Origin of the sequence: Xanthomonas euroxanthea (assembly GCF_900476395.1) — a bacterium.
Lineage (GTDB): Bacteria > Pseudomonadota > Gammaproteobacteria > Xanthomonadales > Xanthomonadaceae > Xanthomonas > Xanthomonas euroxanthea.
In genome coordinates this window covers 199,289-223,325 of sequence record NZ_UIHB01000001.1, presented here as the reverse complement: position 1 = coordinate 223,325, position 24,037 = coordinate 199,289, and the positions used below count along the sequence as shown (strand labels likewise).

20 protein-coding genes are annotated in these 24,037 nt (G+C 67.5%); 7 read left to right on the top strand and 13 right to left on the bottom strand.

What is annotated here, in order from left to right; translation table 11 throughout:
- Positions 1-31: 31 nt before the first annotated feature.
- Positions 32-1,237 (bottom strand): DesA family fatty acid desaturase, encoded by a 1,206-nt coding sequence (locus CPBF1521_RS00900; protein ID WP_115676463.1) that lies wholly within the window; start codon positions 1,235-1,237, stop codon positions 32-34.
- Between the two features lie 153 nt (positions 1,238-1,390).
- Between CPBF1521_RS00900 and CPBF1521_RS00895 the strand changes: the two genes are divergently transcribed.
- From CPBF1521_RS00895 to CPBF1521_RS00885, 3 genes are all read left to right on the top strand, one after another.
- The gene (locus tag CPBF1521_RS00895; RefSeq protein WP_115675609.1) at positions 1,391-2,236 is read left to right on the top strand and encodes an ABC transporter ATP-binding protein; all 846 of its coding nucleotides are present in this window, start codon (positions 1,391-1,393) and stop codon (positions 2,234-2,236) included.
- 249 nt (positions 2,237-2,485) lie between these two features.
- The gene (locus tag CPBF1521_RS00890; protein WP_115675608.1) at positions 2,486-3,496 is read left to right on the top strand and encodes a TIGR00266 family protein; all 1,011 of its coding nucleotides are present in this window, start codon (positions 2,486-2,488) and stop codon (positions 3,494-3,496) included.
- 429 nt (positions 3,497-3,925) lie between these two features.
- A complete protein-coding gene (locus CPBF1521_RS00885; RefSeq protein ID WP_115675607.1) occupies positions 3,926-4,963 on the top strand; it encodes a patatin-like phospholipase family protein in 1,038 nt (345 codons plus the stop codon).
- 403 nt (positions 4,964-5,366) lie between these two features.
- Here CPBF1521_RS00885 and CPBF1521_RS00875 read toward each other — a convergent pair whose 3' ends face one another.
- Positions 5,367-7,565, bottom strand: a complete 2,199-nt coding sequence (locus CPBF1521_RS00875) for a TonB-dependent siderophore receptor (protein ID WP_115675606.1) — start codon at positions 7,563-7,565, stop codon at positions 5,367-5,369.
- 224 nt (positions 7,566-7,789) lie between these two features.
- The gene (locus tag CPBF1521_RS00870) at positions 7,790-8,272 is read right to left on the bottom strand and encodes an Lrp/AsnC family transcriptional regulator (RefSeq protein ID WP_115675605.1); all 483 of its coding nucleotides are present in this window, start codon (positions 8,270-8,272) and stop codon (positions 7,790-7,792) included.
- 127 nt (positions 8,273-8,399) lie between these two features.
- On the opposite strand from CPBF1521_RS00870, the gene phhA reads away from it, so the two are divergent.
- Both phhA and CPBF1521_RS00860 read left to right on the top strand, forming a co-directional pair.
- Positions 8,400-9,290: a phenylalanine 4-monooxygenase gene (gene phhA, locus CPBF1521_RS00865; RefSeq protein ID WP_115675604.1), complete on the top strand. Its 891-nt coding sequence runs from the start codon at positions 8,400-8,402 to the stop codon at positions 9,288-9,290.
- Positions 9,291-9,358: 68 nt separating this feature from the next.
- Entirely contained in the window at positions 9,359-10,003 is a 645-nt protein-coding gene (locus CPBF1521_RS00860) for a DMP19 family protein (protein WP_115675603.1), read from the top strand.
- Positions 10,004-10,089: 86 nt separating this feature from the next.
- On the opposite strand, the gene CPBF1521_RS00855 is transcribed toward CPBF1521_RS00860, so the two are convergent.
- The 10 genes from CPBF1521_RS00855 to CPBF1521_RS00810 all read right to left on the bottom strand — a co-directional run bounded on the left by CPBF1521_RS00855 (position 10,090) and on the right by CPBF1521_RS00810 (position 21,021).
- Complete coding sequence (locus CPBF1521_RS00855) at positions 10,090-11,208, bottom strand: GDSL-type esterase/lipase family protein (protein WP_181901057.1); 1,119 nt, start codon at positions 11,206-11,208, stop codon at positions 10,090-10,092.
- A 224-nt stretch (positions 11,209-11,432) separates the two neighbouring features.
- On the bottom strand, positions 11,433-12,095 hold the full coding sequence (locus CPBF1521_RS00850; protein ID WP_115675602.1) for an RpiB/LacA/LacB family sugar-phosphate isomerase: 663 nt from the start codon (positions 12,093-12,095) through the stop codon (positions 11,433-11,435).
- Positions 12,096-12,365: 270 nt separating this feature from the next.
- Positions 12,366-13,121 (bottom strand): 2-dehydro-3-deoxy-D-gluconate 5-dehydrogenase KduD, encoded by a 756-nt coding sequence (kduD, locus tag CPBF1521_RS00845; protein WP_115675601.1) that lies wholly within the window; start codon positions 13,119-13,121, stop codon positions 12,366-12,368.
- A 146-nt stretch (positions 13,122-13,267) separates the two neighbouring features.
- Complete coding sequence (gene kduI, locus CPBF1521_RS00840) at positions 13,268-14,122, bottom strand: 5-dehydro-4-deoxy-D-glucuronate isomerase (RefSeq protein ID WP_102255330.1); 855 nt, start codon at positions 14,120-14,122, stop codon at positions 13,268-13,270.
- Positions 14,123-14,328: 206 nt separating this feature from the next.
- Entirely contained in the window at positions 14,329-15,387 is a 1,059-nt protein-coding gene (locus tag CPBF1521_RS00835) for a LacI family DNA-binding transcriptional regulator (RefSeq protein WP_024939515.1), read from the bottom strand.
- 141 nt (positions 15,388-15,528) lie between these two features.
- On the bottom strand, positions 15,529-17,112 hold the full coding sequence (locus tag CPBF1521_RS00830; RefSeq protein WP_115675600.1) for a family 43 glycosylhydrolase: 1,584 nt from the start codon (positions 17,110-17,112) through the stop codon (positions 15,529-15,531).
- Between the two features lie 236 nt (positions 17,113-17,348).
- On the bottom strand, positions 17,349-18,632 hold the full coding sequence (locus CPBF1521_RS00825) for a TRAP transporter large permease (RefSeq protein ID WP_016901232.1): 1,284 nt from the start codon (positions 18,630-18,632) through the stop codon (positions 17,349-17,351).
- The gene (locus CPBF1521_RS00820) at positions 18,632-19,153 is read right to left on the bottom strand and encodes a TRAP transporter small permease (protein ID WP_181901056.1); all 522 of its coding nucleotides are present in this window, start codon (positions 19,151-19,153) and stop codon (positions 18,632-18,634) included. The genes CPBF1521_RS00825 and CPBF1521_RS00820 overlap by 1 nt, the downstream gene beginning before the upstream one ends.
- 10 nt (positions 19,154-19,163) lie before the next feature.
- Entirely contained in the window at positions 19,164-20,162 is a 999-nt protein-coding gene (locus CPBF1521_RS00815) for a TRAP transporter substrate-binding protein (RefSeq protein ID WP_115675599.1), read from the bottom strand.
- A gap of 37 nt (positions 20,163-20,199) precedes the next feature.
- Entirely contained in the window at positions 20,200-21,021 is an 822-nt protein-coding gene (locus CPBF1521_RS00810; protein WP_115675598.1) for a 2-keto-4-pentenoate hydratase, read from the bottom strand.
- A 139-nt stretch (positions 21,022-21,160) separates the two neighbouring features.
- Between CPBF1521_RS00810 and CPBF1521_RS00805 the strand changes: the two genes are divergently transcribed.
- Together CPBF1521_RS00805 and CPBF1521_RS00800 are read left to right on the top strand one after the other, a co-directional pair.
- Positions 21,161-22,258 carry an alpha/beta hydrolase gene (locus CPBF1521_RS00805; protein WP_181901055.1) on the top strand — a complete coding sequence of 366 codons (1,098 nt, stop codon included), beginning with the start codon at positions 21,161-21,163 and terminating at the stop codon, positions 22,256-22,258.
- Positions 22,255-23,874, top strand: coding sequence for a carboxylesterase/lipase family protein (locus CPBF1521_RS00800; RefSeq protein WP_181901054.1), 1,620 nt, complete (start codon positions 22,255-22,257; stop codon positions 23,872-23,874). Before CPBF1521_RS00805 ends, CPBF1521_RS00800 begins: the two co-directional genes overlap by 4 nt.
- Positions 23,875-24,037 lie beyond the last annotated feature (163 nt).

Sequence of the window (24,037 nt, the reverse complement as noted above, 5' to 3'; positions counted from 1 at the left end):
CGCACGCACATCAGCCCGCGTGTCGCCATGCTCACGACCCACTCAGCGCATAACCCTTCAGACGCGCCGCATAGGCCTGCAAGGCGGCATTGCCGCTGGCTTCGGCCTCGTGGCACCACTGCTGCAGATGCTTGAGCCGTTCGGACGCATCGTGGCTGCGCGCCTCCAGCACGGCGGTCAGGCGCGCGCGGTACTCCACCAGCGTGCGCATGCGCGGGCGCTCGGCCACCCAGTGCTGCAATTGCGCACGCGCATCGGGCTTGAGCCAACGCCCGTCATCGACCAGGCCCTTGCGCAGGCGCCGCGGCAGCAACTGCCGCAGCTTGGCGCCGGTGGCCGCGGCCTCTTCGCGCAGCGCCGGGGTGAACACATTGCGCTGGTAGTCGGTCATGGCCTGGAAGCGATGCGAGAGCAGGGCCTTGAGCGTGTCGGCATCGGGCACGGCGATGTTGGGGCGGATGTCCAGCGACGGCGCCACGCGCAGCACCTTGGCCAGGCCGATCGCCTGCAGCCCGCGAATGGCGACCCAGCCGATATCCAGCTCCCAGCGCCGCATCGAGAACCGCGCCGAACTCGGGAACGCATGATGGTTGTTGTGCAGCTCTTCGCCACCGATCCACAGCGCCCACGGCGTGAGGTTGGTGGAGGTGTCGGCCGATTCGAAATTGCGATAGCCCCACCAGTGGCCCAGGCCGTTGACCACGCCGGCGGCCCAGAACGGAATCCACGCCATCTGGATCGCCCATAGCGCGATGCCGGGCAAACCGAACAGGACCGCGTTGATCACCAGCAGCGCGATCGGGCCGGCATTGGCATGCGGGGTGTACAGATGCCGTTCGATCCAGTCGGTGGGTGCGCCCTTGCCGTACTGCTCGATGTCGGCACGCTGCGCGCGTGCTTCGCGGTACAGCTCCACGCCACGCCAGAACACCTGGCCGATGCCCTTGGTCTGCGGGCTGTGCGGGTCTTCCTCGGTCTCGACCTTGGCGTGATGCTTGCGATGGATCGCCACCCATTCGCGGGTGATCATCGAGGTGGTCAACCAGGTCCAGAAGCGGAAGAAGTGCGCCACCACCGGATGGAAATCCACACCACGATGGGCCTGGCTGCGATGCAGGTACAGGGTCACCGCGAAGATGGTGAGCTGGGTGAACACCAGCAGCACCGCCAGCATGCCCCACACGCCCAGCCCGGCCACGCCGGAGGTCAGAAGGTCGATGATCGGGTCGGACAACATCGGCATCTCCACAGCGGCGCCATCGGGTTGGGTCGATGCAGACATGATGGGGGCGATGGCGGCAAACTTCACCCTTCGGATGCGTAGGGTGCGTCCTACATTCCTAAAGCGGTTCACACGCCTCCTTTCCCCACTGCGCCTGATGTCACCCGTATGACGGTTACTGCCCAGATGTCCACCGATCCTGCTGCTGTTGCGAACGCCACCCCGTTGATCGAGCTCGACCAGGCCAGCGTGATGCGCGGCCAGGTGCGTGTGCTGCATGCGCTCAGTCTGCGCATCGCGCTGGGGCAGCACACCGCCATCCTCGGCCCCAATGGCTGCGGCAAATCCTCCTTCATCAAGCTGATCACCCGCGAGCTGTATCCGCTGGTGCGCGCCGATGGCCAGGCGGCGGTGAAGGTGCTTGGGCAGACGCGTTGGCAGGTGGATCGCCTGCGCTCGCAGCTGGGCATCGTCACCGGCGATCTCAGCGTCAACCTGGCCGACATGCCGGGGCTGGACGTGGAAAGCGCGGTGCTGTCCGGTTTCTTCGCCAGCTATCTGGTGCCGCCGCATCGCGAGATCAGCGACGCCATGCGCGCGCGGGCACGCGAGGCATTGGCCCTGGCGCGCGCCCTGCCGTTGCTGGACCGGCAGTTTGCCGAACTGTCAGCCGGCGAAACCCGCCGCGTGCTGATCGCGCGCGCATTGGTCAACCGCCCGCAGGCGCTGCTGCTGGACGAGCCGTCCACCGGCCTGGACCTGGTGGCGCGCCAGCACCTGCTCGACACCATGCGCCACCTGGCCCGGCAAGGCATCACGCTGATCCTGGTGACCCATCACATCGAGGAGATCGTGCCGGAGATCGCGCGGGTGATCCTGTTGCGGGCCGGCACCGTGGTGGCCGACGGTCCGCGCGATGCGCTGCTCACCGATGCCAGCCTGTCGGATGTGTTCGCCGGCCCGGTGCGGGTGCAGCGCGACGGCGAGCGCTACTGGGCGAGGGTGGGGGAATAAGCGCGAGGCCAATGCGGCGGTCAGCGTGACGGCGTTGTCGGAGGCAGGCGCCAGCCACGCTCCGGCCCACGTCAACGCGATTGCCTGCTCGCGACCGCCCTAGCGGCATGCAGGCCTGAGCGGCACGTGTGGGATATCTGCCCGGTGGCAACCACACCTGACCGCCCTCCCGGCATGACCTTGGACACGGGACGCGGCCGCGGCGGCTGCGCTTAGACTCGGCGGACGCACAGATCAGGAGTCGTCCCGATGGCCCAGTGGTATTTCCATGTTCCCGGACAGGCCGATCGCATCGGCCCACTCGACGACGCCAGCGCCCGCGCGTATGCCCAGCGCCAGCCCGACGCGCTGGCCTGGCGCGACGGACTCGATGGCTGGACGCCGGCCCGCCAGCTGGCCGAGCTGCAGGGTAGCGGCAGCCTGCCGCCCCCGCTGACCGGCGCGACCGGGCGTGCCGACGAGATCGACTACCGCATCGTCGGCAACGACATGCAGTTCGTCGAGGTCGAGCTGGACCCGGGTGAAAGCGCCATCGCCGAGGCCGGCGCGCTGATGTACAAGGACGCCGCAGTGCAGATGGACACCGTGTTCGGCGACGGCTCGCATGCCGGCCAGAGCGGCGGCGGCGGGCTGATGGGCAAGCTGCTGTCGGCGGGCAAGCGCGTGGTCACCGGCGAGAGCATGTTCACCACGGTGTTCACCCATGCCGGCAGCGGCAAGGCCAGGGTCGCATTCGCCGCGCCCTATCCGGGCACGGTGCTGGCGCTGCGCCTGTCCGAGCATGGCGGGCAACTGATCTGCCAGAAGGACAGCTTCCTGGCCGGTGCGCGCGGGGTGTCGCTGGGCATCGCGTTTCAACGCAAGATCCTCACCGGCCTGTTCGGCGGCGAGGGCTTCATCATGCAGAAGCTCGAAGGCGATGGCTGGGTCTTCGTGCATGCCGGCGGCACCGTGGTCGAACGCGAGCTCGGCCCGGGCGAACGCATCGATGTGGATACCGGCTGCGTGGTCGCCTATCACGCCGGCGTGGACATGGACGTGCGCCGCGTCGCCGGCCTGAAGAGCATGTTCTTCGGCGGCGAAGGCGTGTTCCTGGCCACCCTCACCGGCCCCGGCAAGGTCTGGCTGCAATCGCTGCCGTTCTCGCGCATGGCCGGGCGCATGCTGCAGGCCGCCCCGCAGGCCGGCGGCCAGCAACGCGGCGAAGGCTCGGTGCTGGGCGGACTGGGCCGGTTGCTGGATGGGGACAACCGGTTCTGATGGGGTGAAGCGGCAGGCGGGTGCGCTGCCACCCTTCTCCTGCCGGGAGAAGGGTGGCGCGTAGCGCCGAATGAGGGAACGGACGAAGCCTGCTGCGGTCGCATTCTCATGTGGCCTCGTTCCTTACCCTCACCCCAACCCTCGCTCCGCGCCCCGGCCCGCGCTTGCGGCGCGGGCGCTCCAAGGCACGTGCGCCATGGCGCGCAAGCAGTGCCTTCTTGCCCCGCGGGGAGAGGGCTCTGGTTCCGTGCTGCGTGCAGGTGGCTGCGGTCATCGCACGAATGAACCGGCTCGCCCTTCTTGCCGGGACCAGGAGTGCAACGCCTGCAAACGATGCCGTTCTGAGTAATCTCCACGCACGCCGACCATCAGCGCCACAGTGATGGCACGCGTGTATTCTCCCTCGCCTTTCCCATCGACGTTTCCGCCATGACCGCGCTCCGCCGCCCCCGCCTTCTCGCCCTGATGTCCTTGCTCGGCCTGCTTTGCGCCTGCGGCGGCGAGCCACGTCCGGCGGCACCGGCGCCGCTCGTGCAAACGCCGTCTGCCGGCGCGCCCAAGCCGGTGAAGATCGGCATTGCGCTCGGTGGTGGCGCGGCCAAGGGCTTTGCGCATATCGGCGTGATCAAGATGCTCGAAGCCAACGGCTTTGCGCCGGTGGTGGTGTCGGGCACCAGCGCCGGCAGCGTGGTCGGGGCGCTGTATGCCAGCGGCATGGATGCGTTCCAGATGCAGGAAAAAGCCGTCGCGCTCGACCAGACCAGCATCCGCGACGTGCGGATCTTCTCCGGCGGCCTGGTGCAGGGCCAGAAGCTGCAGGACTACGTCAATGCGCAACTGGGCGGCAAGCCGATCGACAAGTTGCGCAAGCCATTCGCGGCGGTCGCCACGCGGCTGGAAGACGGCGAACGCACCGTGTTCGTGCGCGGCAATGCCGGCCAGGCGGTGCGCGCGTCCAGCAGCATTCCCGGCGTGTTCGAGCCGGTGACCATCGGCCAATACCACTATGTGGACGGCGGCGTGGTCAGCCCGGTACCGGTGGATGCCGCGCGCCAGCTCGGCGCCGAATTCGTGGTGGCGGTGGACATCTCCAGCAAGGCCAGCGGCAAGAATCCCGGCGACCTGCTCGGCACCGTCAACCAGTCGATCTCGATCATGGGCCAGCGCCTGGGCGAGGCCGAACTCAAGCGTGCCGACGTGGTGATCCGTCCCAAGGTCAGCGACATCGGCTCGGCCGACTTCAACCAGCGTGGTGCGGCCATCCTGGAAGGCGAACGGGCCGCGATGGCGGCAATGCCGCAGATCCGCGCCAGGATCGCGCAGTTGCAGGCGCAGCGCAGCAGCGCCACGCGTACTGCCGCCGAGCAGGCAGCCGCCGCCAAGGCGGACGCATATCGGCGCTGTCTGGAACAGCGCTCGCGCTGGCAGAAACTGCGCGGCAAGGACGAGGCCTGCGTCGCGCCGTGAGGCCGATGCAGTGCGAGGAAATGCGGAGGTGATGCGGGTACCGCGCGCGGCCATGCGGAGCGACGCGGGTGTGGCGTGCCTGTTTTGCGATGCGCGCTTTTAACGCCGATGCGTGGGGCGACTGCGGTATTGCTGCTGTGTCGATGTGCCGGGCGGGGTCGCGGCCGGGGCCGCTCCTACGAAGGTGCGGCGTTTTGGGGGACTGACGGCGTGCCGGTGGGTCGCGGCCGGGGCCGCTCCTACGGTGAGGTCGGGTGCAGTGGTCAACGGCGCGGCCAGCACCGCTTCTGTAGGAGCGGCCCTGGCCGCGATGCCTTACCGGTAACGCATCCGCATCATCGGCATCGGCATCGGCATCGGCATCGGCATCGGCAACGGCAACGGCAACGGCAACGGCAACGGCTCAATAGCGCCAACGCAACGACACGCTGACAAAGCGCGGCTCGCCGTAGTTCTGGTAATCCAGGTTGGCCCAGTAGCGCTTGTCGAAGGCATTGCGTACCGCCAACGTGGCGGTCCATTGATCGCTGATGCGGTAGTTGGCATTGAAGTGCACCAGTGCATACGCGTTCTGCACCACCGTCACCGGCGTGGTGGCGCCGGTGCCGTCGCCGGTGGGACGCGCGATGTTGAAGCCGCGTACCGCGCTCTGCCAGCTGACGCCGCCGCCGATGCTCAGGCGCTCCCAGGCACCGGGCAGGCGCAGCTGCGTAGACAGCTGCAGATAATCCTCTGGCAGGTTGGCGTAGATCGCATCGGTGGGCGGGCGCGTCACCTTGACGTGGGTAAAGCCGGCATTGACGGTCCAGCCGGGCAGGATCTCGCCGTTGACATCCATTTCCCAGCCACGGCTCTTGGTGCCGTTGATGCCGATGTAGGCTGAATTGCCGTCCGGCAGCGAGGATTCCGGCTGGGTCATGTCGCGCACGGCGAAGTTGTCCTGCTTGGCCTCGAACACGGCGGCGGTGGCCATCGCATGGCCGTCGAACACCTGCGCCTTGATGCCGGCCTCCAGGTTGGAGCCTTCCACCGGGGCGAGCAGGTTGTTGTCCTTGTCGCGGAAGTTCTGCGGATTGAAGATTTCGGTATAGCTGGCGTAGAGCGACACGTCCGGCACGATGTCATAGACCAGCCCCACGTACGGGGTGACTTCGTCGCTCACCTCGTAGCGGCCGCTGGTGCCGGTATAAGCGCCGCTGGTGCTGAAGGCCTGGGTGCGGGTTTCCCAGGAGCTCAGGCGGGCGCCGGCGATCAGCGACAGCGGGTCGGCCAGGCGGAAGCGTGTGGAGGCATACACGCCGCGCTGGGTGGTACGTGCTTCGCTGCGGCGGCCGTTGCGCGCATAGGTCACCTCGGAGATATCGCCATCCCAGTTGCGGATGTTGGGGATGAAATAGCAACGTTCGCCATCGCAGGTGGCCCAGTCATCGGGATAGGTCTGCGCGACGCCGTAGGAGGTCGACTGCAGATCCTGCCAGCTGCCGCCGACCACCACATCGTGCTGGCGGCCGAACAACGAGAAACCGCCGGACAGGTACACGTCCACGCCGTCGCGCGCATCGCTGGTTTCGCCGGCGGCAGTGCGCAGGAAGATGCCGCTGCCATCGGCGGCCGGATAGCCGGTGCCATAGGCGCGCAGGCTCTGCACATCGCCCTTGGTGTGCGCGTAGTTGACGCGCAGCAACCAGTTCTCGCCGAAGCGCTGCTCGAGGTTGGCGAAGGCGGTGCTGGTTTCGCGCTGCCAGCGGCTCCACGTGGGCGCCATGTTGGTCGAACGCGGCAGGTTGGCCGGCGACCCATCGGCAGCGAAGAACGGCACCGTGCCCCAGGTCGAGCCGACGGGGGTGTTGTCCTGGCGCTGATAGCCGACGGTGAGCGTGGTGCTGTCGGTCAGGTCGCCTTCCAGCACCGCCATGCCCGACATCTTGTTGTCGTGGTAACGGTCGTAGTAATAGTCGCGGTCCTGCCAGGCCGCCACCACGCGGCTGCGCCAGCGTCCGTCGTCGGTCAGCGGCGCATTGACATCGGCCTGCATGCGGCGGAAATCCCAGGTGCCCGCGCTCACCGCGAAGGAGGCATCGAAGTCCTTGCCCGGGCGCTTGCGCAGCAGGTTGACCGTGGCCGAGGGAATGCCGGCGCCGGTGAGCAGGCCATTGGCGCCGCGGATCACCTCGATGCGGTCATAGAAGACCGTGTCGTATTCCTGGTTGGTCGCGCCGCTGTAGGTGGGCAGGCCATCGACCTGGAAGTCGGTGATCTGGAAGCCGCGTGCGTAATACAGCGGGCGCTGGGTGTCGTAGAACGACACGTTGACGCCGGTGACGTTGCGCATCACATCGTCGATACTGAACAGCGATTGCTCTTCCAGCCGCTGCAGCCCGATCACGCTCACCGATTGCGGGGTTTCCTGCAGGGTCAGCGGCAGGCGCGTGGTGGTGGCCGGCTGTGCGCGGCTCACCGCGCCGTTGACGTTGACCTGGTCCAGCGTCTTGGCGTTGCTTGCATCGGCGGCATCGGCGGCACGCGCAGCACAGGGCGTCAGCGCCAACGCGCACAGCAAGGCAGCGGACAACGTGGCCAAAGGGGGGAAAATCGCGGGCATTGGAAGGTTTCTCATCGATCGGTGCGGGACGCGTGGCGTCACGGGGCAGGAAAGCGCAGGCATGCGCGGCGCGTCCCACTCGGGCGACGAGCTGGCTGGCCCTGCCGGGCTGGCGGATCGACGAGAAGACATGCCGGACGCCGCCGGATGTTACGTAAATGTAAATCGTTTGCGTTTGAGAGGCAAGTCACAGTGCGCGCGTGACTGTCCTGCAACCGGCCGGATCATCCCAGATGCGAGAGCGGCAAGCCTTCCGGCGCTTTCACCGTGCGCAGCACGAAGCTGGAATTGACGTCGGACACGCCGGTCGCATTGAGCAGGTGGTCGAGCAGGAAGCGCGAGAAATGCTCCAGGTCGCGCACCTGGATCTGCAGCAGGTAATCCATGTCGCCGGTGAGTGCCCAGCAGGCCACCACCTCGTCCCAGCCGCGCACGCCCGCGGCGAAGTGTTCGATATCGGCCTGGCCGTGCTGCTCCAGCTGTACCCGCACGAAGGCCTGCAGCCCCAGCCCCAGTGCCTTGGCATCCAGGCGCGCGCCATAGCCGGCGATGATGCCGGCCGCCTCCAGCCGCTGGGTGCGGCGCAGGCAGGCCGAGGCCGACAGATTGACCTGCACCGCCAGCTCCGCGTTGCTGCTGCGGCCCTGCGACTGCAGCAGCGCGAGCAGCCGCAGATCGGTGCGGTCCAGGGCGATTGGCTGGTCCATATGTTGCGCAGCAGCAGTGGATAACGCACGAATCTTGCGCCTGAAAGACTTAGGCACGCAAGATTCGCAATCCCGTTGCGTGGCCGTCGGGCTAAGGTGAGCGCTGATCATCGGGAACCGCCGCCGCATGAACACCGCACCGCAACGCATCGAAAACCAGCTCACCGACAAGGGCTATGTGCCGGTCTACACCACCGCCGTGATCGAGCAGCCATGGGAGGGCTACAGCGCCGACGACCATGCCACCTGGGGCACCCTGTACCGTCGCCAGCGCGCGTTGCTGGTGGACCGCGCCTGCGACGAATTCCTGCAGGCGCAGGATGCAATGGGCATGGGCGAGACCCACATTCCGCGTTTCGATGCGCTCAATGCGGTGCTGCAGGCGGCCACCGGCTGGACCCTGGTCGGCGTGCAAGGCCTGCTGCCGGAGCTGGATTTCTTCGAGCATCTGGCCAACCGGCGCTTCCCGGTGACCTGGTGGATCCGCCGCCCCGAGCAGATCGACTACATCGCCGAACCGGACCTGTTCCATGACCTGTTCGGGCACGTGCCGCTGCTGATGAATCCGCTGTTTGCCGACTTCATGCAGGCCTATGGCCGTGGCGGGGTCAAGGCACACGGCATCGGTGCGGACGCACTGCAGAACCTCACCCGCCTGTATTGGTATACGGTGGAATTCGGCCTGATCGCCACGCCGCAGGGGCTGCGCATCTTTGGTGCCGGCATCGTGTCGTCCAAGGGCGAATCGCTGCATTCGCTGGAATCGCCGGCGCCCAACCGGATCGGCTTCGACCTGCAACGGATCATGCGCACGCGCTACCGCATCGACAGCTTTCAGAAGACCTACTTCGTCATCGACAGCTTTGCGCAGTTGATGGACGCCACCGCACCGGACTTCACCCCGATCTATGCCGATCTCGCGCAGCAGGCGCAGGTGCCGGCCGGCGCGGTGCTGGACACCGATCGGGTCCTGCAGCGCGGCAGCGGCGACGGCTGGAGCACAGACGGCGACGTCTGAGGCTGCACCGACTCGACACCACCGCCGAGCCGGACTATGGTCGACCCTTCCCACACCGCCCTCGTTCAATGGACCTGACGCAGCTTCGCATCCGGCGTTTGGAGCTGGACGACACCCGCCTGCTGTTCACCCTGGCCAACGGCATCCGCATCGACGAGCCGATCCAGGCGCATCGGTTGTTGTTCAAGGCAGCGCCGCCGCAGCGTGCGCAGTGGCAGCTCACCGACGACGGCTTCGGGGTGAACTGGCCGGCGGTGGCGCCGCCCACGGATGAGGGGCTGCTCAACATGCCCGAGTTGCTGTGGCGGCGCCGCAGCGCACGCGCGCAAACCAAACTGACCGCGCTGCGCGGACGCATGGATGCCTTGTCGCCGGGCGAGCGCGAGCTGGTGGCCTTGGCGCGGCTGGATGCGGACATGAGCGAGAGCGGCTATGCACGCTACTTCGACCGCTGGGACGCCGCTACCCGGCGTGACGCATTGCAGGGGCTGGGCGCGATGGGCGCGGTGCAGGCGCGCCAGGCGATCGAAGGCCTGGGCACGGTATTCGAACGCCTGGAAGAAGACCCCAACCTGCTCAGCATCGAAGACATTCTCGACGCGATGAGCGAGACCGATCGCCAGCGCGTGGATGGCTGGGAAGAGGTCTACTACCGCCGCTCCGGCGAACTGGCCCGGCTGGGCCTGAGCCACTACGGGGTCGACAAGGCGTAAGCGCGCGTGCAATGACGCGCATGGCTCACAGCCGGCGTTGCGCATCGTCCATACCCGCAACGCGCTCCCGATGCACCGGGCCTGTCTCAGCCTGCCGGCTTGGCGAGATAGGCCAATAGCAGCACCAGTGGTTCCTCGCCGGTCTGCTGCAAGGCGTGGGTGCTGCCCGGGCGCGTCAACAACGCATCGCCGGCAGTGACCTGGTACTGCTTGCCATCCAGCGCGTACAGCCCGCGCCCGCTGACGATGTAATAGATCTCGTCCTTGTCGTGCAGATGCAGGCCGATGCCGGCGCCCTTGTGCAGCACGCGCTTGCGCAGCACGAACGGCAACTGCGGTGCGTCGGCGAAGAACGGATACGCCGTGGTCGGCCCGGCGCCGCCATGCGGGCCGGGTTGCGCGCGGGCGAGATCGCGTTCGTGCACCACCAGCGAGGGATGCGCCTGCGCCGCGCGTTGGGCGGCGGTGTCGGGAGCGGCGCCGCAATCGGCATCACGTCGCAGCTGTGGCGTGAGAGCGGGTTGCAGCTGCACCCAGCCATGTACGACCAGGCACGCCACGGCGGTGGCGCCGGCGCGGCTGAAGTGGGTGCCGTCGGCTTTGCCTTGTTCGGGAACGAACAGGAAGTACGGCCTGGCCGCCTGTTCGCCGAGGGCGCGGATCCAGTCGCTGGAACTGGCGTTGAGATCGATCAGGCCCACGTGTTCCTGCGCAGCGAGTTGCTGCATGGCCAGGGTGTAGCGGCCGTGGGTGTCGAGCAGCGCGCCGAAATCGTAGAGCAGACGGGCGGCGGGCGTGATCAGGATCGGCGTGGCGCCCCTGTCGCGCGCGGTGGCGATATAGCGGCGCAGGAACTGCTGATAGTCGCCCTGCGGGTCGGTGTAGCGGGTTGGATCTTCGAGTTTGGCATCGTTGTGGCCGAACTGGATCAACAGCACGTCGCCGGCACGGAGGTCCTTGGCGATGGCATCCAGGCGCCCTTCGGCGATGAAACTGCGGGTGCTGCGGCCACCCTTGGCATGGTTGCGCACCTGCCATTGCGCCGGGTCGAACCACTCCTGCAGCATCTGGCCCCAGCCGGCCTGCGGCGCACGCTCGGCACCGTATTCGGCAGCGGTGGAATCGCCGGCGATGAAGATGCGATGCGGATCGGCGCGTGCGATGTCTGCGCAGAACAGCAGCAATGCGAACAGCAGCAGACGCATGGTGGGCTCCGGGAACAATGCTAAGTACGCGACGCTGTTCCTTCTCCCATCGGGAGAAGGTGCCCGAAGGGCGGATGAGGGTGCGCCTCAGAGATCTGCGAGCGCCTGCCATAACAAACGCGTCGCCACGCGCCTTCAGAAGTGACGCATCGACCGTTTTGCCTCGTAGTCCCGCCCCAGCCTCTCTCCCAACGGGAGAGGGGCCTTGGCGTTACCTGTGCTAATTACGCTGCAGCAGCGGCGGCTTCGGGCTTGCCCAGCACGCCGGCGACGAAGGCGCGGATCTCGGCGTCCTGCGCATTGTCGAAGAAGCACTGCTGGAAACGCTCGCCGCCCACGGCCTGCTTGATCAGCTCCGGGTCGATGGCGCGCAGGCCGTCCAGGTAGGACTTGGCGGTGGCCTGCTTGACCTGGGTCAGGATGCCGGCATTGGCGGCCTGCGATTCGCGACGCTCGGCCGGGTAGCCCAGGCCACGCTCGCCGCTAAAGGCCTTTTCGAAGATGTAGCGCACGTTGATTTCCGCGCCCCAGCCATAGCCCTTGGCGAATGCCAGCGACAACGCGTTGCCGTTGTTGACCTGGGCGAACAGGTAGGCGTCGGTCGGCTCGATGCAGTAGCCGCAGAACACGCCCGGATGCGCATTGAGCGACATCATCGCGCCCTGGCCGGTACCGCAGCCGGCGACGACGAAGTCCACGGCCTTTGAGTTCAGCAGCAGGCTGGCGACGATGCCCAGGTGGATGTAGGTCAGGCGATGGTCGTTGTCGCCGTCCATGCCGACGTTGAAGACGGTGTGGCCCTGCTCGCCGGCGACCTCGTTGAGCTGCTGCAGGATCACCGGGTTCTTGCCGGCCTGACTGAACTCGTTCATGAGTGCGATTTTCATGGGAATGCTCCGATTGGGTTTGGGGACGTTGTTTCGAATGTGGATGTGGAATGTGGCTGGTGTGTGCGCTTGGGTGCTGTCTTGATCCGCTTTTTTCCGGTGCCTTGTCCGGGAAGGATCAAGACGCTGATCGACAACGGACGAAACGTTGCAGGGCCTGCAGCGCGCGTTTGCTCGATGTACGTGCCTGCCGACCCTCATCCGCCCTGCGGGCACCTTCTCCCGGAGGGAGAAGGAATGACGCAATGCCTGAAGGAAAGCGCATTTTCCTCAGCGTGCCAGCCAGCCGCCGTCGACCGGGATGATGGCGCCGTTGACGTAGTCCGAGGCGCTGCTGGCCAGGAACACCGCGGTGCCGCCGAGGTCGGCCGGCACGCCCCAGCGCGCGGCCGGGATACGGTCCAGGATGGCCTTGTTGCGGTCCTGGTCGGCACGCAGCTGGGCGGTGTTGTCGGTGGCCATGTAGCCGGGCGCGATGGCATTGGTGGTCACGCCCTTGCTGGCCCATTCGTTGGCCAGCAGGCGGGTGATGCCGGCGATACCGGACTTGCTGGCGGTGTAGGACGGCACGCGGATGCCGCCCTGGAACGACAGCATCGAGGCGATGTTGATGATCTTGCCGCTGCCCTGGGCGATGAAATGGCGGCCGGCGGCCTGCGCCATGAAGAAGGCCGACTTGAGGTTGACGTTCATCACGTCGTCCCAATCCTGCTCGCTGAAATCCACCGCGTCGGTGCGGCGGATCAGGCCGGCGTTGTTGACCAGGATGTCCAGGCGACCCAGGCCGTCCAGCGTCTCCTTGAGGATGCGCTCGACCGGCTCGACGCTGATCAGGTTGGCCTGGATGGCGATGAAGCGGCGGCCCAGGCCCTTGACCAGTGCTTCGGTCTCGGTCGGCGCCTGGATGCCGGCGGCGGCGATGTCGGCGCCAGCCTGTGCCAGTGCCAGCGCGATGCCCTGGCCCAAGCCCGTGTTGGCACCGGTGACCAGTGCGACCTTGCCTTCGAGACTGAACGGATTGCTCATTACCTTATCGCTCCTGCTGGGTGTGCCACGTTGGATGAGTGCGTGCGTCCGCGCGATGCGCGGCCGCTGGCATGGGGTGGAACTGGCGCGTCGATGGCGCGAGCGCATCGACGCGGTGAGTGCGGTGCTGGCCGGCACGCATGGCCTTACTTGAGCTGGCAGATGTCCAGCACGTGCATGTCGGTGTAATCCAGGTTTTCGCCGCCCATCGCCCAGATGAAGGCGTAATTGCTGGTACCGGCGCCCATGTGGATGGACCACGGCGGCGACACCACCGCTTCGTTGTTCTGGATCACGATGTGGCGCTGCGCGTCCGGCTCGCCCATGAAGTGATAGACGCGGTCGTTGGCGCCGAGATCGAAGTAGAAATATACCTCGCTGCGGCGGTCGTGCAGATGCGGCGGCATGGTGTTCCAGACGCTGCCCGGCTTGAGCACGGTCAGGCCCAGCAACAGCTGCGAGGACTGGCAGGTGCTCGGCACGATGTACTGGTAGATGGTGCGCTCGTTGCTGGTTTCCAGCGCGCCGCGCTCCAGCGCCACGGCATCCTTGATCGACAGTTGCTTGGTCTCGAAACGCGCATGCGCCGGTGTCGAGGCCAGATAGAACCTGGCCGGGTTGGCGGCATCGTCAGAAGCGAAGCTGACATCGGTGCTGCCCATCGCCACGTACAGGCCGTCCTTCGGCCCGAGCGTGTAGACGGTGCCGTCCACGGTCACGCTGCCGGTGCCGGCGCCGACATTGAGGATGCCCAGCTCGCGGCGCTCCAGGAACGGATGGCCGGCGGCAGACGCCGGTTCGGTCTGCCTGGGCAGTTCCAGCGTGGTGCCGAGCGGTGCTGCGCCACCGAGCACGAAGCGCTCGTAGTGGGTGTATTTGAGCGTGACCGCATCGTCGACGAACAGGCCATCGAGCAGATAGAGCTCGCGCAGGTCGTCGTTGCTGGCGCCCTTGATGGCGTCGGGATGGGTGGCGTAGTGGGTCTTGCAGTACAGGGACATGCGCGATCTCCGGTGCCAAGCGCGGGGGGATTGGCTTGCACCAGGCCATTCTACCGACTCTGGTTAACCGGTGTCATTGCGCAGTGCACGATAGCCGCATGGCGGTGCGCCGGCCTCGCCCCTTCTCCCGTCGGGAGAAGGGGCGCGTAGCGCCGGATGGGGGTACGAGGCTGCGCGCGCTCCTTAGTGGGAGGGGCTTGACGCGCTCAATCTTCCGGCGGTTGGCAGGAGTCGCGCACGATCAGGTGCGGGCGCACGCTGGCGGTGGGCAGTTGCGGGGCGTTGTCGGGCTGAATCAGCATCGCCGCGGCGGTGCGGCCGGTGTCGCGGGTGTGGCGGCGCACCGAGGTCAGCGGCGGCCACAGGCGCGAGGCCAGCGAGCTGTCGTCGTAGCCGATCACCGACAGCTGGCGCGGGATGCTGATGCCGGCGCGCAGCGCGACCTTGTAGATGCCGGCGGCCATTTCGTCGTTACCGGTGAAGATGGCGGTGGGGCGCTTCTTGCCCAGCAGCAGCTTTTCGGCCGCGGCCACGCCCGATTCGAAGGTGTAGCCGGCTTCGACGATGCGTTCGGGCGGCAGTTCGATGCCGCGCCGGGTCAGCGCGTCGGCAAAGCCGGAGGTGCGCTCGATCGAGGAACGGTAGGCGCTGGGGCCGGTGACCAGGGCGATGTCGCGGTGGCCGAGCGAGAGCAGGTAATCGGCGGCCTCGGCGGCGCCGTCGCGGTCGTGGGTGATCACCGTCTGCGAGGTGGTGTCCAGCGCGACCGAAGCGATGCGGGTGTAGCGGCAGCCGATCTCGGCCAGCATGTCGGCCAGCGCCTGGTCCTCGGAGGCGCGCGGCACCAGGATCACGCCGTGCAGCTTCTGCGCCTGGGCGAAGCGGCGCACGCCTTCGATGTAGCCGGGGCTGCGGCTGTCGCAGGGGTGCACTACCAGCTCGAAGCTGGAGCCGCGCAGCGCGTCCAGCGCGCCGTACTGCATGTCCACGATGTACTGCGCGGTGGGGTTGTCGTAGACCATGCCGATCAGGAACGAGCGCCGGAACGCCAGCCCGCGCGCGAGCGGGTCGGGCGCGTAACCGACCTCGCGCATCAGCGCCTCGACCTTTTCGCGGGTGTCCTGCCGCACCAGCGGCGAGTTGTTGATGATCCGCGACACGGTCTTCTTGGACACGCCCGACATCCGCGCGATGTCGTTGATCGTGGCTACCTTGCCCTTCGGCAGGCCGGGCATTCCCTCTTCAGGCATCTTGCGGGCGGGCATAGCGGTCAACCAGTGAAGTTGATTGGATTCTACCGGCCAGACGGCCGGCAGACCTGAGCGAAGCCTGCCGCCACCCCGAACCCGCCGTGCAGGACACGCCGCAGCCGGCAGCGCGGCGGCATGCCCGGCGATGCAGAACGGTCAGTCCAGGGCGCGGTAGCGGAAGTTGCGGAACTCCACCTGGCCCTGCCCGGCGGCATACAGCGCCGGTTTCAGTGCCAGGAACTTGCCGGCCACGTTGTGGTGGTAGCCGGACACTTCCATCTGCACCGGGTACTTGGTCCAGGTGGTGCCGTCGGTGCTGCTGTGGATGGTGACGATGTGGCGGTTGTTGGTGACCCGCAGCCACAGGGTGCCACCGGTCGCGCTCGGGGCCAGCGTGCCGGGGCGTTCCTCGCCGTAGCGGTGCATGACGAAGTTCTCGCCATTGCTGCCCACGCCGGCATAGAGCTTGTCGCTGTAGAACAGCAGCGCCCCGCCCTGCCCGCCCGGCGCCACGGTCATCTGCACCTCGAACTGGTAGGCCTGGTCGGTGGCGATCACCGTCAGCGGCGAGGCGTTGCGCGGGGCGCTGCCCTTGCCCTGCAGGCGCAACACGCCATCGCCGACCTGCAGCCGCTTGGCCTCGTCGGCGGCCGGGTTGAAGAACGCCCACTGCGGGCCCAGCGTGCTGGCGCGGAAGTCGTCCGACAGCGCCAGCCCATGCGGCAAGGCCTGCCCGCTGGGCTTTTTCAGCGGCGTGCCCAGGTCGCCACCCTTGGCGACGAACCAGCCGTCCGGGGTCCACTCGATCGGGTCCAGCAAGGCCTGCCGGCCCAGCGTCCAGTAGCCGTGTTCGTAGCCGTGATAGAGCATCCACCAGCGCTGGTCGGTGCCTTCCACCAGGGTGGCGTGGCCGCGCGACCACCACGGCTCGTCGGCGCTCCTGGTGCGGGTGATCGGGTTGTTGGGCGCGTTCTGCCAGGGGCCGTGGATCGAGCGCGAACGCGCGGTGATCACCATGTGCCCGGTCGGCGGGCCGGCGGTGCCGCCGACGGCGGTGGTCATGTAGTACCAGCCGTTGTGGCGGGTGATCTTGGGGCCTTCCTGCGCGTAGCCTTCCACGTCCCAGCTTTCCGGGTATTTCCAGCCGTCGTAGACGTGCTTTGGCGTGCCGACCACTTTCAGGCCGTCGTCGGAGAGCTGCACGTAATCGCCGCCGCTCAGGAACAGATAGCGCTTGCCGTCCTCGCCCACTGCGTGGCCGGGGTCGATGTACTTGCCCAGGCCGATGTCGATCGGCGCGCTCCACGGGCCCTTGATGTTGTCGGCCCAGACCACGAAGTTGCTGCGCTCGCCCTGGTCGCCGCGGCGCGCCGGGAAGTAGATGTAGTAGCGCTTGCCGTGCTTGATCAGGTCCGGCGCCCAGATCGCGCCGACGTTCTGCGTGATGGCGTGGCCCAGCGGCTGCCAGTTGACCAGATCGCGCGAATGCCAGATCGGCAGGCCCGGGTAGGCATCGAACGAGGACAGCGTGAGGTAGTAGTCCTGCCCGTCCTTGAGCACCGACGGGTCGGGGTGATCGCCGGCCAGTACCGGGTTGAGGAAGGTGCCGTCGCCCTGGTCGGCGATGCGCTGGTGTTCGAGGCCGCGCTTCCAGTCGGCCGCGGTAGCGAGCCCGGCACACAGCAGCAGGCCACCGGCCAGCAGCCAACGCAAACGGGTTGAAGCGATACGCACACGCATGCTTGCTCCTAGTCCCCGCACGGCGGGGCGATGCGGCGGCCAGCGCCTGGAGCGTCGGCCGCCTGGATGAAGGCGGAACTACCTGCCAGCAGCCACGCTGGGCAGCGCGCCGCTAACGTCGGCAGGCGTTTGTCGAGCGAGGCGCGGCGTGCGGACATCGCATTGCACGCGCCGTGCAGGCCGCTGCCACGCACCGACGACGCCCGCCTGAGGGACGCAGTCGGGATCGCGGGCACTTACGCGCGCAGCGCGCGTGGCAGCCACAGCGACAGTTCGGGGAAGAACGCCACGATCAGCAGCACGCCCAGGGCCGCCAGCCAGAACGGCCAGATGGTGCGCATGCTCTGGGCGATGGTGATCTGCCCGATCGAGGTGCCGATGAACAGCACCGAGCCGATCGGCGGGGTGATCAGGCCGATGCCGCCGGCCAGCACCATCACCAGACCGAAGTGGATCGGGTCGATGCCGTAGGCCTTGACCACCGGCAGGAAGATCGGCGTGCAGATCAGGATCTTCGGCGCCAGGTCCATGAACATGCCCAGCAGCAACAGCATCACCACGATCATCAGCAGCACCGTGTTCTTGCTGTCGGCGATGGCCTGCAGGAACTTCACCGCCGCCGCCGGCACCTGCAGGTAGGCCAGCAACCAGCCGAACACCGCCGCAGTGGCGATCACGAACAGGATCACGCCGGTGGTGCGCGCCGCATGCGTCACCGCGGCGAAGAACTCGGCCCAGCGCAGCTGCCGATACAGCAGCGCGGTGACGATCAAGGCGTACACCACCGCGATCGCCGCGCTCTCCACCGCGGTGAAGATGCCGGCGCGGATACCGATGAAGATCAACGCCACCAGCCCCAGGCCCGGCAACGCGCCGATCAGGCGCAGCGCCACTGCGCGCCAGCCGGGGAACGGCTCGGTGCCGTAGCCGCGATGGCGGGCCACCGCATAACCGGTGACCATCATCGCCGCGGTCATCAGCAGCGCCGGGAAGATACCGGCCGCGAACAGGTCGGCGATCGACAGCCCGCCACCGGCCGCGGCCGAGAACAGGATCAGGTTGTGCGAAGGCGGCACCAGCAACGCCACCAGCGCAGCGGTCATGCTCACGTTGACCGCGTAGTCGCGGTCGTAACCACGCTTGATCATCTGCGGGATCATGGTGCCGCCGACCGCCGAGACGTCGGCGATCGCCGAACCGGATACGCCGCCGAAGAACAGCGACGACAGCACGCTGACCTGGCCCAGGCCGCCACGCACGCGCCCCACCAGCGAGGAGGCCAGCGCGATCAGGCGTTCGGAGATACCGCCGCGCAGCATCAGCTCGCCGGCGAAGATAAACAACGGGATGGCGATCAACGAGGCCGAGCCGCTGCCGGCGGAAATCTGCTGCACCAGCACCACCGTGGGCAGGTCCAGATACAGCAGCGTGGCCAGTGCGGCCGCGCCCAGCGCATACGCCACCGGCACGCCGATCAGCAGCAGCACCACGAAGGTTCCCAACAACATCGCAATGCCCATCAGCGCACTCCTCCGGCCTGGATCGGGCGCAGCACACGCCACAGCTTGTACAAGGCAAAGATCACCATCAGCGCACCGCCGATCGACAGCGGCAGGTAGTTGATGCTCTGCGGCATCTGCGCGCCGGCCATCTTGATGTCCAGGCCATCGAGCAGCAGCGCCGCACTCCACCACGCCAGCACCGCGCCGATGGCGATGATCATCAGCGGGCGGATCAGGTCGAACACGCGGCGCACCAGCGGCGGCACGTGTTCGCCCAGCAAATAGAAGCCGAAGTGGCGGTTGGTATGCACGCCGGCGGCCGCGCCCAGGCTCAGCGCAGTGCTCAGCAACAGCAACGTCACCGGCTCGGTCCAGCTGGGCGAGTCGTTGAGCACGTAGCGGGTGAACACCTGCCAGCCCTGCACGACCACCAGGCCCAGCAGCGCGATGGAGGCCACGCCAACGGCGGTATCGGAAACGCGGTCCAGCGCGCGCTGCAACGGCGCGACCGGGACGGCGACGGTCTCGGGTTCGGTCATCGGGTCACCTCTATGCAAAATCGCGGATGCGGCGGTACAGCGCTTCGATCTCGGGCTGCTTGCGGTATTCGGCCAGCAGCGGCGCGGCGGCGGCGCGGAACGCCGGCATGTCGACCTGGTTGAGCTTCACGCCGTAGTCGATCACCTGCTTGCGCGCGATGGTCTCGGAGGCATCCCACAGATTGCGCATCACCGGGACCGAGGCGCGTGCCAGTTCCACCACCAGGGCACGATCGTCCGGGCGCAGCGACTGGAAACTCTGCCGCGACATCACCAGGATGTCCGGCGCGTAGGAATGCTCGCTCTGCGACCAGTAATGCGCGGCTTCGAAATGCCGGCTGGACTGGAAGCTGCGCATGTTGTTTTCCGCACCGTCGATCATGTGCGTTTCCATCGCCGAGAACGTCTCGCCCAGCGACATCGGCGTGGGATTGGCGCCCAGCATGCGCATCAGCTTGAGGAAGATGTCCGACGAGGCCACGCGCAGTTTCAGGCCCTTGAGATCTTCCGGGCGGTGCAGCGGATGCTTGGTGTTGTAGAAGCAGCGCGCGCCCGAATCGTAGATGGCCAGGCCCACCAGATCGCGCTGCTCGAAGCTGCGCAGCACGCTGTCGCCGACATGGCCGTCGATGGCGCGGCGCAGATGCGGCACCGAGTCGAACACGTACGGCAGGCACAGCGCCTGGGTCAACGGAAAGGTGTTGTTCAACGCACCCGAATACACGCGGGTGATGTCGATGGCACCAAAGCGCGCCATGTCGATCGCCTCCGACTCGCGCCCGAGCTGGCCGGAGTGGTACTGGCGCAGCTTGAGCCGGCCATTGGTACGCTCTTCGAGCTGCTTGCCGAACCAGCGCACCGCTTCCACCGTGGGGTAGTCGCCGACGTGCACGTCGGTGGCGGTGAGCAGCTGCCCACCGGGAATCGGCGTGGTGGCACCGGCGCCCAGCCAAGGGCCGGCCGCGGCGGCGCCGAGCCCGGCACCGAGGAAATGTCTGCGTGTGATCATTGGCGCCCTCCCAAGCGTCTGGTCACTGGGTCCGGCGCTACTTGGCGGACACAGCCGTACAGGAAATGTCGCCGATGCCGGCGAAGCGAATCAGGGCATGCTGTCCCACTTCGATGTCATGGATACCGGTGGCATTGCCCGTGGCGATGAGATCACCGCGCTTGAGCGGACGCCCGCGCCGGGCCGAACGGCCAAGCGCAAATGCGTAGGCGGCGCGCAGCCCGCCCGGCAACGTGGTGGCCCCGCCGGTGCCGACCAGCTGGTCGTCGATCAGGGTTTCGGCGGTCAGCGCAGATTCGTCGCGCGCCAGCCAGTCGGTCACTTCCGGGCCCAGGATCAGGCCGTTGTTGTTGCCGAAGTCGGAGATCACCACGCGCGGGCCCAGCTTGTTGATGGTGGCCAGCGGGCTGCTGGCGATCTCCACGCCGATGAACAAGGTGGCCGGCAGCTGCGCCGCCTCCTCCGGGGTGAAGTGGGTCTGCTCGGCCGGCGCGTCCGCGTCCAGGCGCAGCACGTACTCGGCCTCGACCGCGCCAAAGCCGCCCGCGTAGATCGGGAACTCGGTTGTTCCACCGGTAGCATTCCAGAGCTTGTGCGAGAAGATCGGGCCGAGCAGGCGCTCGTCGCCGGAATGGTCGCGGCGCTCGGCAGCGATATAGCCCACCTTCCAGCCGACCACCCGGTCGTCCCACTGGCTGATGGCGATATCCTGCACCTGGTAGGCAGTGACCAGATCGTCAGGGATTTGCCCGGGAAAGTCGGGCAGCGATGCCCCTGCACGGCGTGCCTCCACAAAGCGCTGCGCGATCTGCGACAGCGAGGATGTGGACGATGGCGGGGTGGCGGCGTCGTTGCTCAAGGGTGTCTCCCTGATAGGTGTTTTTGTTGCACTGCCAATCGACAGTGGCACGGTGTGCTGTATATGGTAAACCGGTGTCATTGGCAATGTGCAGTGCGGCAAAGTGGCCGCAGGAACGAAGCAACCCTGGGAGGGGTGGATGGAACAGACAAGCCAGACGCGCGTGTTTGCCGCGTTTTCGAGCCTCATGCGCCGGTGCATGACCGTGGGGGTGATGGGTTTGCTGCTGGCAGGGCCGGTGCTGGCCGCCGAGGCACCTGGCGCCGAGACCGCAGCCGAGCAGGCCAGCCGGATCCCGCTGTGGCCCAAGCGGCTGGCACCGGGTGACAAGGCGCTGCAGCAGCCGCAGCGCATCGTCCAACGCAGCAGCGACCCTGCACTGCCCGATCGCTATATCCAGCAGATCAGCACGCCGTATCTAGTGGTCTACCGGCCCCGGCAGCCGAACGGCACCGCCCTGCTGGTCACCCCCGGCGGCGGCTACCAGCGCATCGTGCTCGACAACGAAGGCAGCGCGCTGGTGCCGAGCTTCGTCGACCAGGCCGGTATCACCCTGTTCGTGCTGCGCTACCGGCTGCCCGGCGAAGGCCACCCGAACGGCGCCGACGTGCCGCTGGCCGATGCACAGCGTGCGCTGCGGCTGATCCGCGCCAATGCCACCCGCTACGGCATCGATGCGCAACGGGTCGGGGTGATGGGCTTTTCGGCCGGCGGCCATGTCGCCGCCAGCCTGGGCACGCGCTACGCCGCGCAGGTGTACCCGGCCCAGGACGCGGCCGATGCGCTGAGCGCGCGGCCGGATTTTGAACTGCTGATCTACCCGGTCATCGACATGGACAGCGCCAACGCACACCCGGGCTCGCGTGAGCGCCTGCTCGGCAGCAATCCAGACGCCGCTCAGGTGCGCGCGTATTCGCCGCAACTGCATGTGGATGCCCGCACGCCGCCCAGTTTCCTGCTGCATGCGCAGGACGACACCGTGGTGCCGGTGCGCAACAGCCTGCTGATGCACGAGGCGCTGCTGCGCGCCGGCGTGGCGAGCGAGCTGCATGTCTTCCCGCAGGGCGGCCATGGCTTCGGCACCGCCAGCGGCACCGGCCTGACCGTGGCCGCATGGCCGCAGCTGGCGCAGGCCTGGATCGCGCATGTCACCAGGGTGCAGACGCCTGCATCTGCATCTGCATCTCCACAGACACAGACACCGGCAGTGATCCCTGCGCAGGACGCGGCGCGATGACAGCGCCGTCCATGCCCGACACGCGCCGACGCACGCTGCTGCGTGGCGGGCTGCTTGCCACTGCCGCAGCAGCGCTGCCCGGCGTCGCCGGCGCGGCCGCACCGCCGCCACGCGATGACAGCGCGCCGCTGGCACGCGTGCGTGGCGGCGCGCTGCGCGGCTATCGCGACCAGGGCATCTGCGTGTTCAAGGGCATCCCGTACGGCGGCGACACCGCCGCGCGGCGCTTTCAGGCACCTGTGCTGGAAACGCCTTGGCAGGACGTGCGCGATGCCAGCGCCTACGGTGCAGCCGCACCGCAACTCAAGGCCAGCGAACCCACCAGCGAGGACTGCCTGTTTCTCAATGTATGGACGCCCGGCCTGCGCGATGGCGGCAAGCGGCCGATCCTGTTCTATATCCACGGCGGCGGCTACACCACCGGCTCCGGCAGCGACCCGCTGTACGACGGGGTGCGCCTGTGCAAGCGCGGCGACGTGGTGGTGGTCACCGTCAATCACCGGCTCAACCTGTTCGGCTATCTGTCGCTGGCGCAGCTGGGCGATGCCGGCTTTGCCGACTCCGGCAATGCCGGTCAGCTGGACCTGATCCAGGCACTGCAGTGGGTGCGCCAGCACGCGGGCGAATTCGGCGGCGATGCCGGCAACGTCACCGTGTTCGGCCAGTCCGGTGGCGGCGCCAAGATCGCCACGCTGATGGCGATGCCGGCCGCGCGTGGCCTGTTCCATCGCGCCTGGACCATGAGCGGGCAACAGGTCACCGTGGCAGGGCCACGCGCGGCCACCCAGCGCGCGCAATTGCTGCTGGATGCGCTGAAACTTGCGCCAGGCGAGCTTGCGCGGATCCGCACGCTACCGGTGGCGCAGCTGCTGGCTGCCGCGCAGCTGCGCGACCCCTCGCGGGTGGAAAACAGCGCGTTGTATTTCGGCCCGGTGCTGGATGCGCGCAATGTGCCGGTGCACCCGTTCTGGCCGACCGCGCCACTGCAATCGGCCCGCATTCCCATGGTGATCGGCAATACCCGCGACGAGACGCGCGCGTTTCTCGGCAACGACGCCAAGAACTTCGCGTTGAGCTGGGACGAGCTGCCGGCCAGGCTGGAAAGCCAGCAATACGTCGACCTGCTGCCGCAGGTGGTGATCGCCGAATATCGCCGTCTGTATCCGCAGTACTCGCCCTCGGACGTGTTCTTTGCGGCGACCACCGCCGGCCGCTCGTGGCGCGGCGCGGTCGAAGAGGCCGAAGCGCGCGCGCGCCAGGGCGCACCGACCTGGGTGTATCAGCTGGACTGGGGCTCGCCGCTGGATGGCGGCAAGTTCGGCGCCTTCCACACGCTGGATATTCCGCTGGTCTTCGACACCATTGCGCAGCCCGGCGCGCGCACCGGCGACGGTGCCGATGCGCAGCGCATGGCCGCGCAGATGAGCCAGGCACTGCTGGCGTTCGCGCGCAGCGGCAACCCGAATCATCGCAGCCTGCCGCATTGGACGCCGTATTCGCTGCAACGCCGCGAGACGCTGCTGTTCGATACACCGAGCCGGCTGGAGCACGACCCGCGCGGTGGCGAGCGCAAGCTGTACCAGCAGGCGCCTTTCATTCAACGCGGCACGTTTTGAGCGCTTGCGTGGTGGAGCGCCACCTCGCGCGGGCTGATGGCCGTCTGCAGCGGCAGGGTTTTGCCGCTACAGGGTGGCGCCGATCAAGGCGTGGCCCCGGTGATCGTGCTTGGGGCTTTCTGACTGCCTTTGGTCTTCCAACTCGATTTCGGCGTCTGCCTGC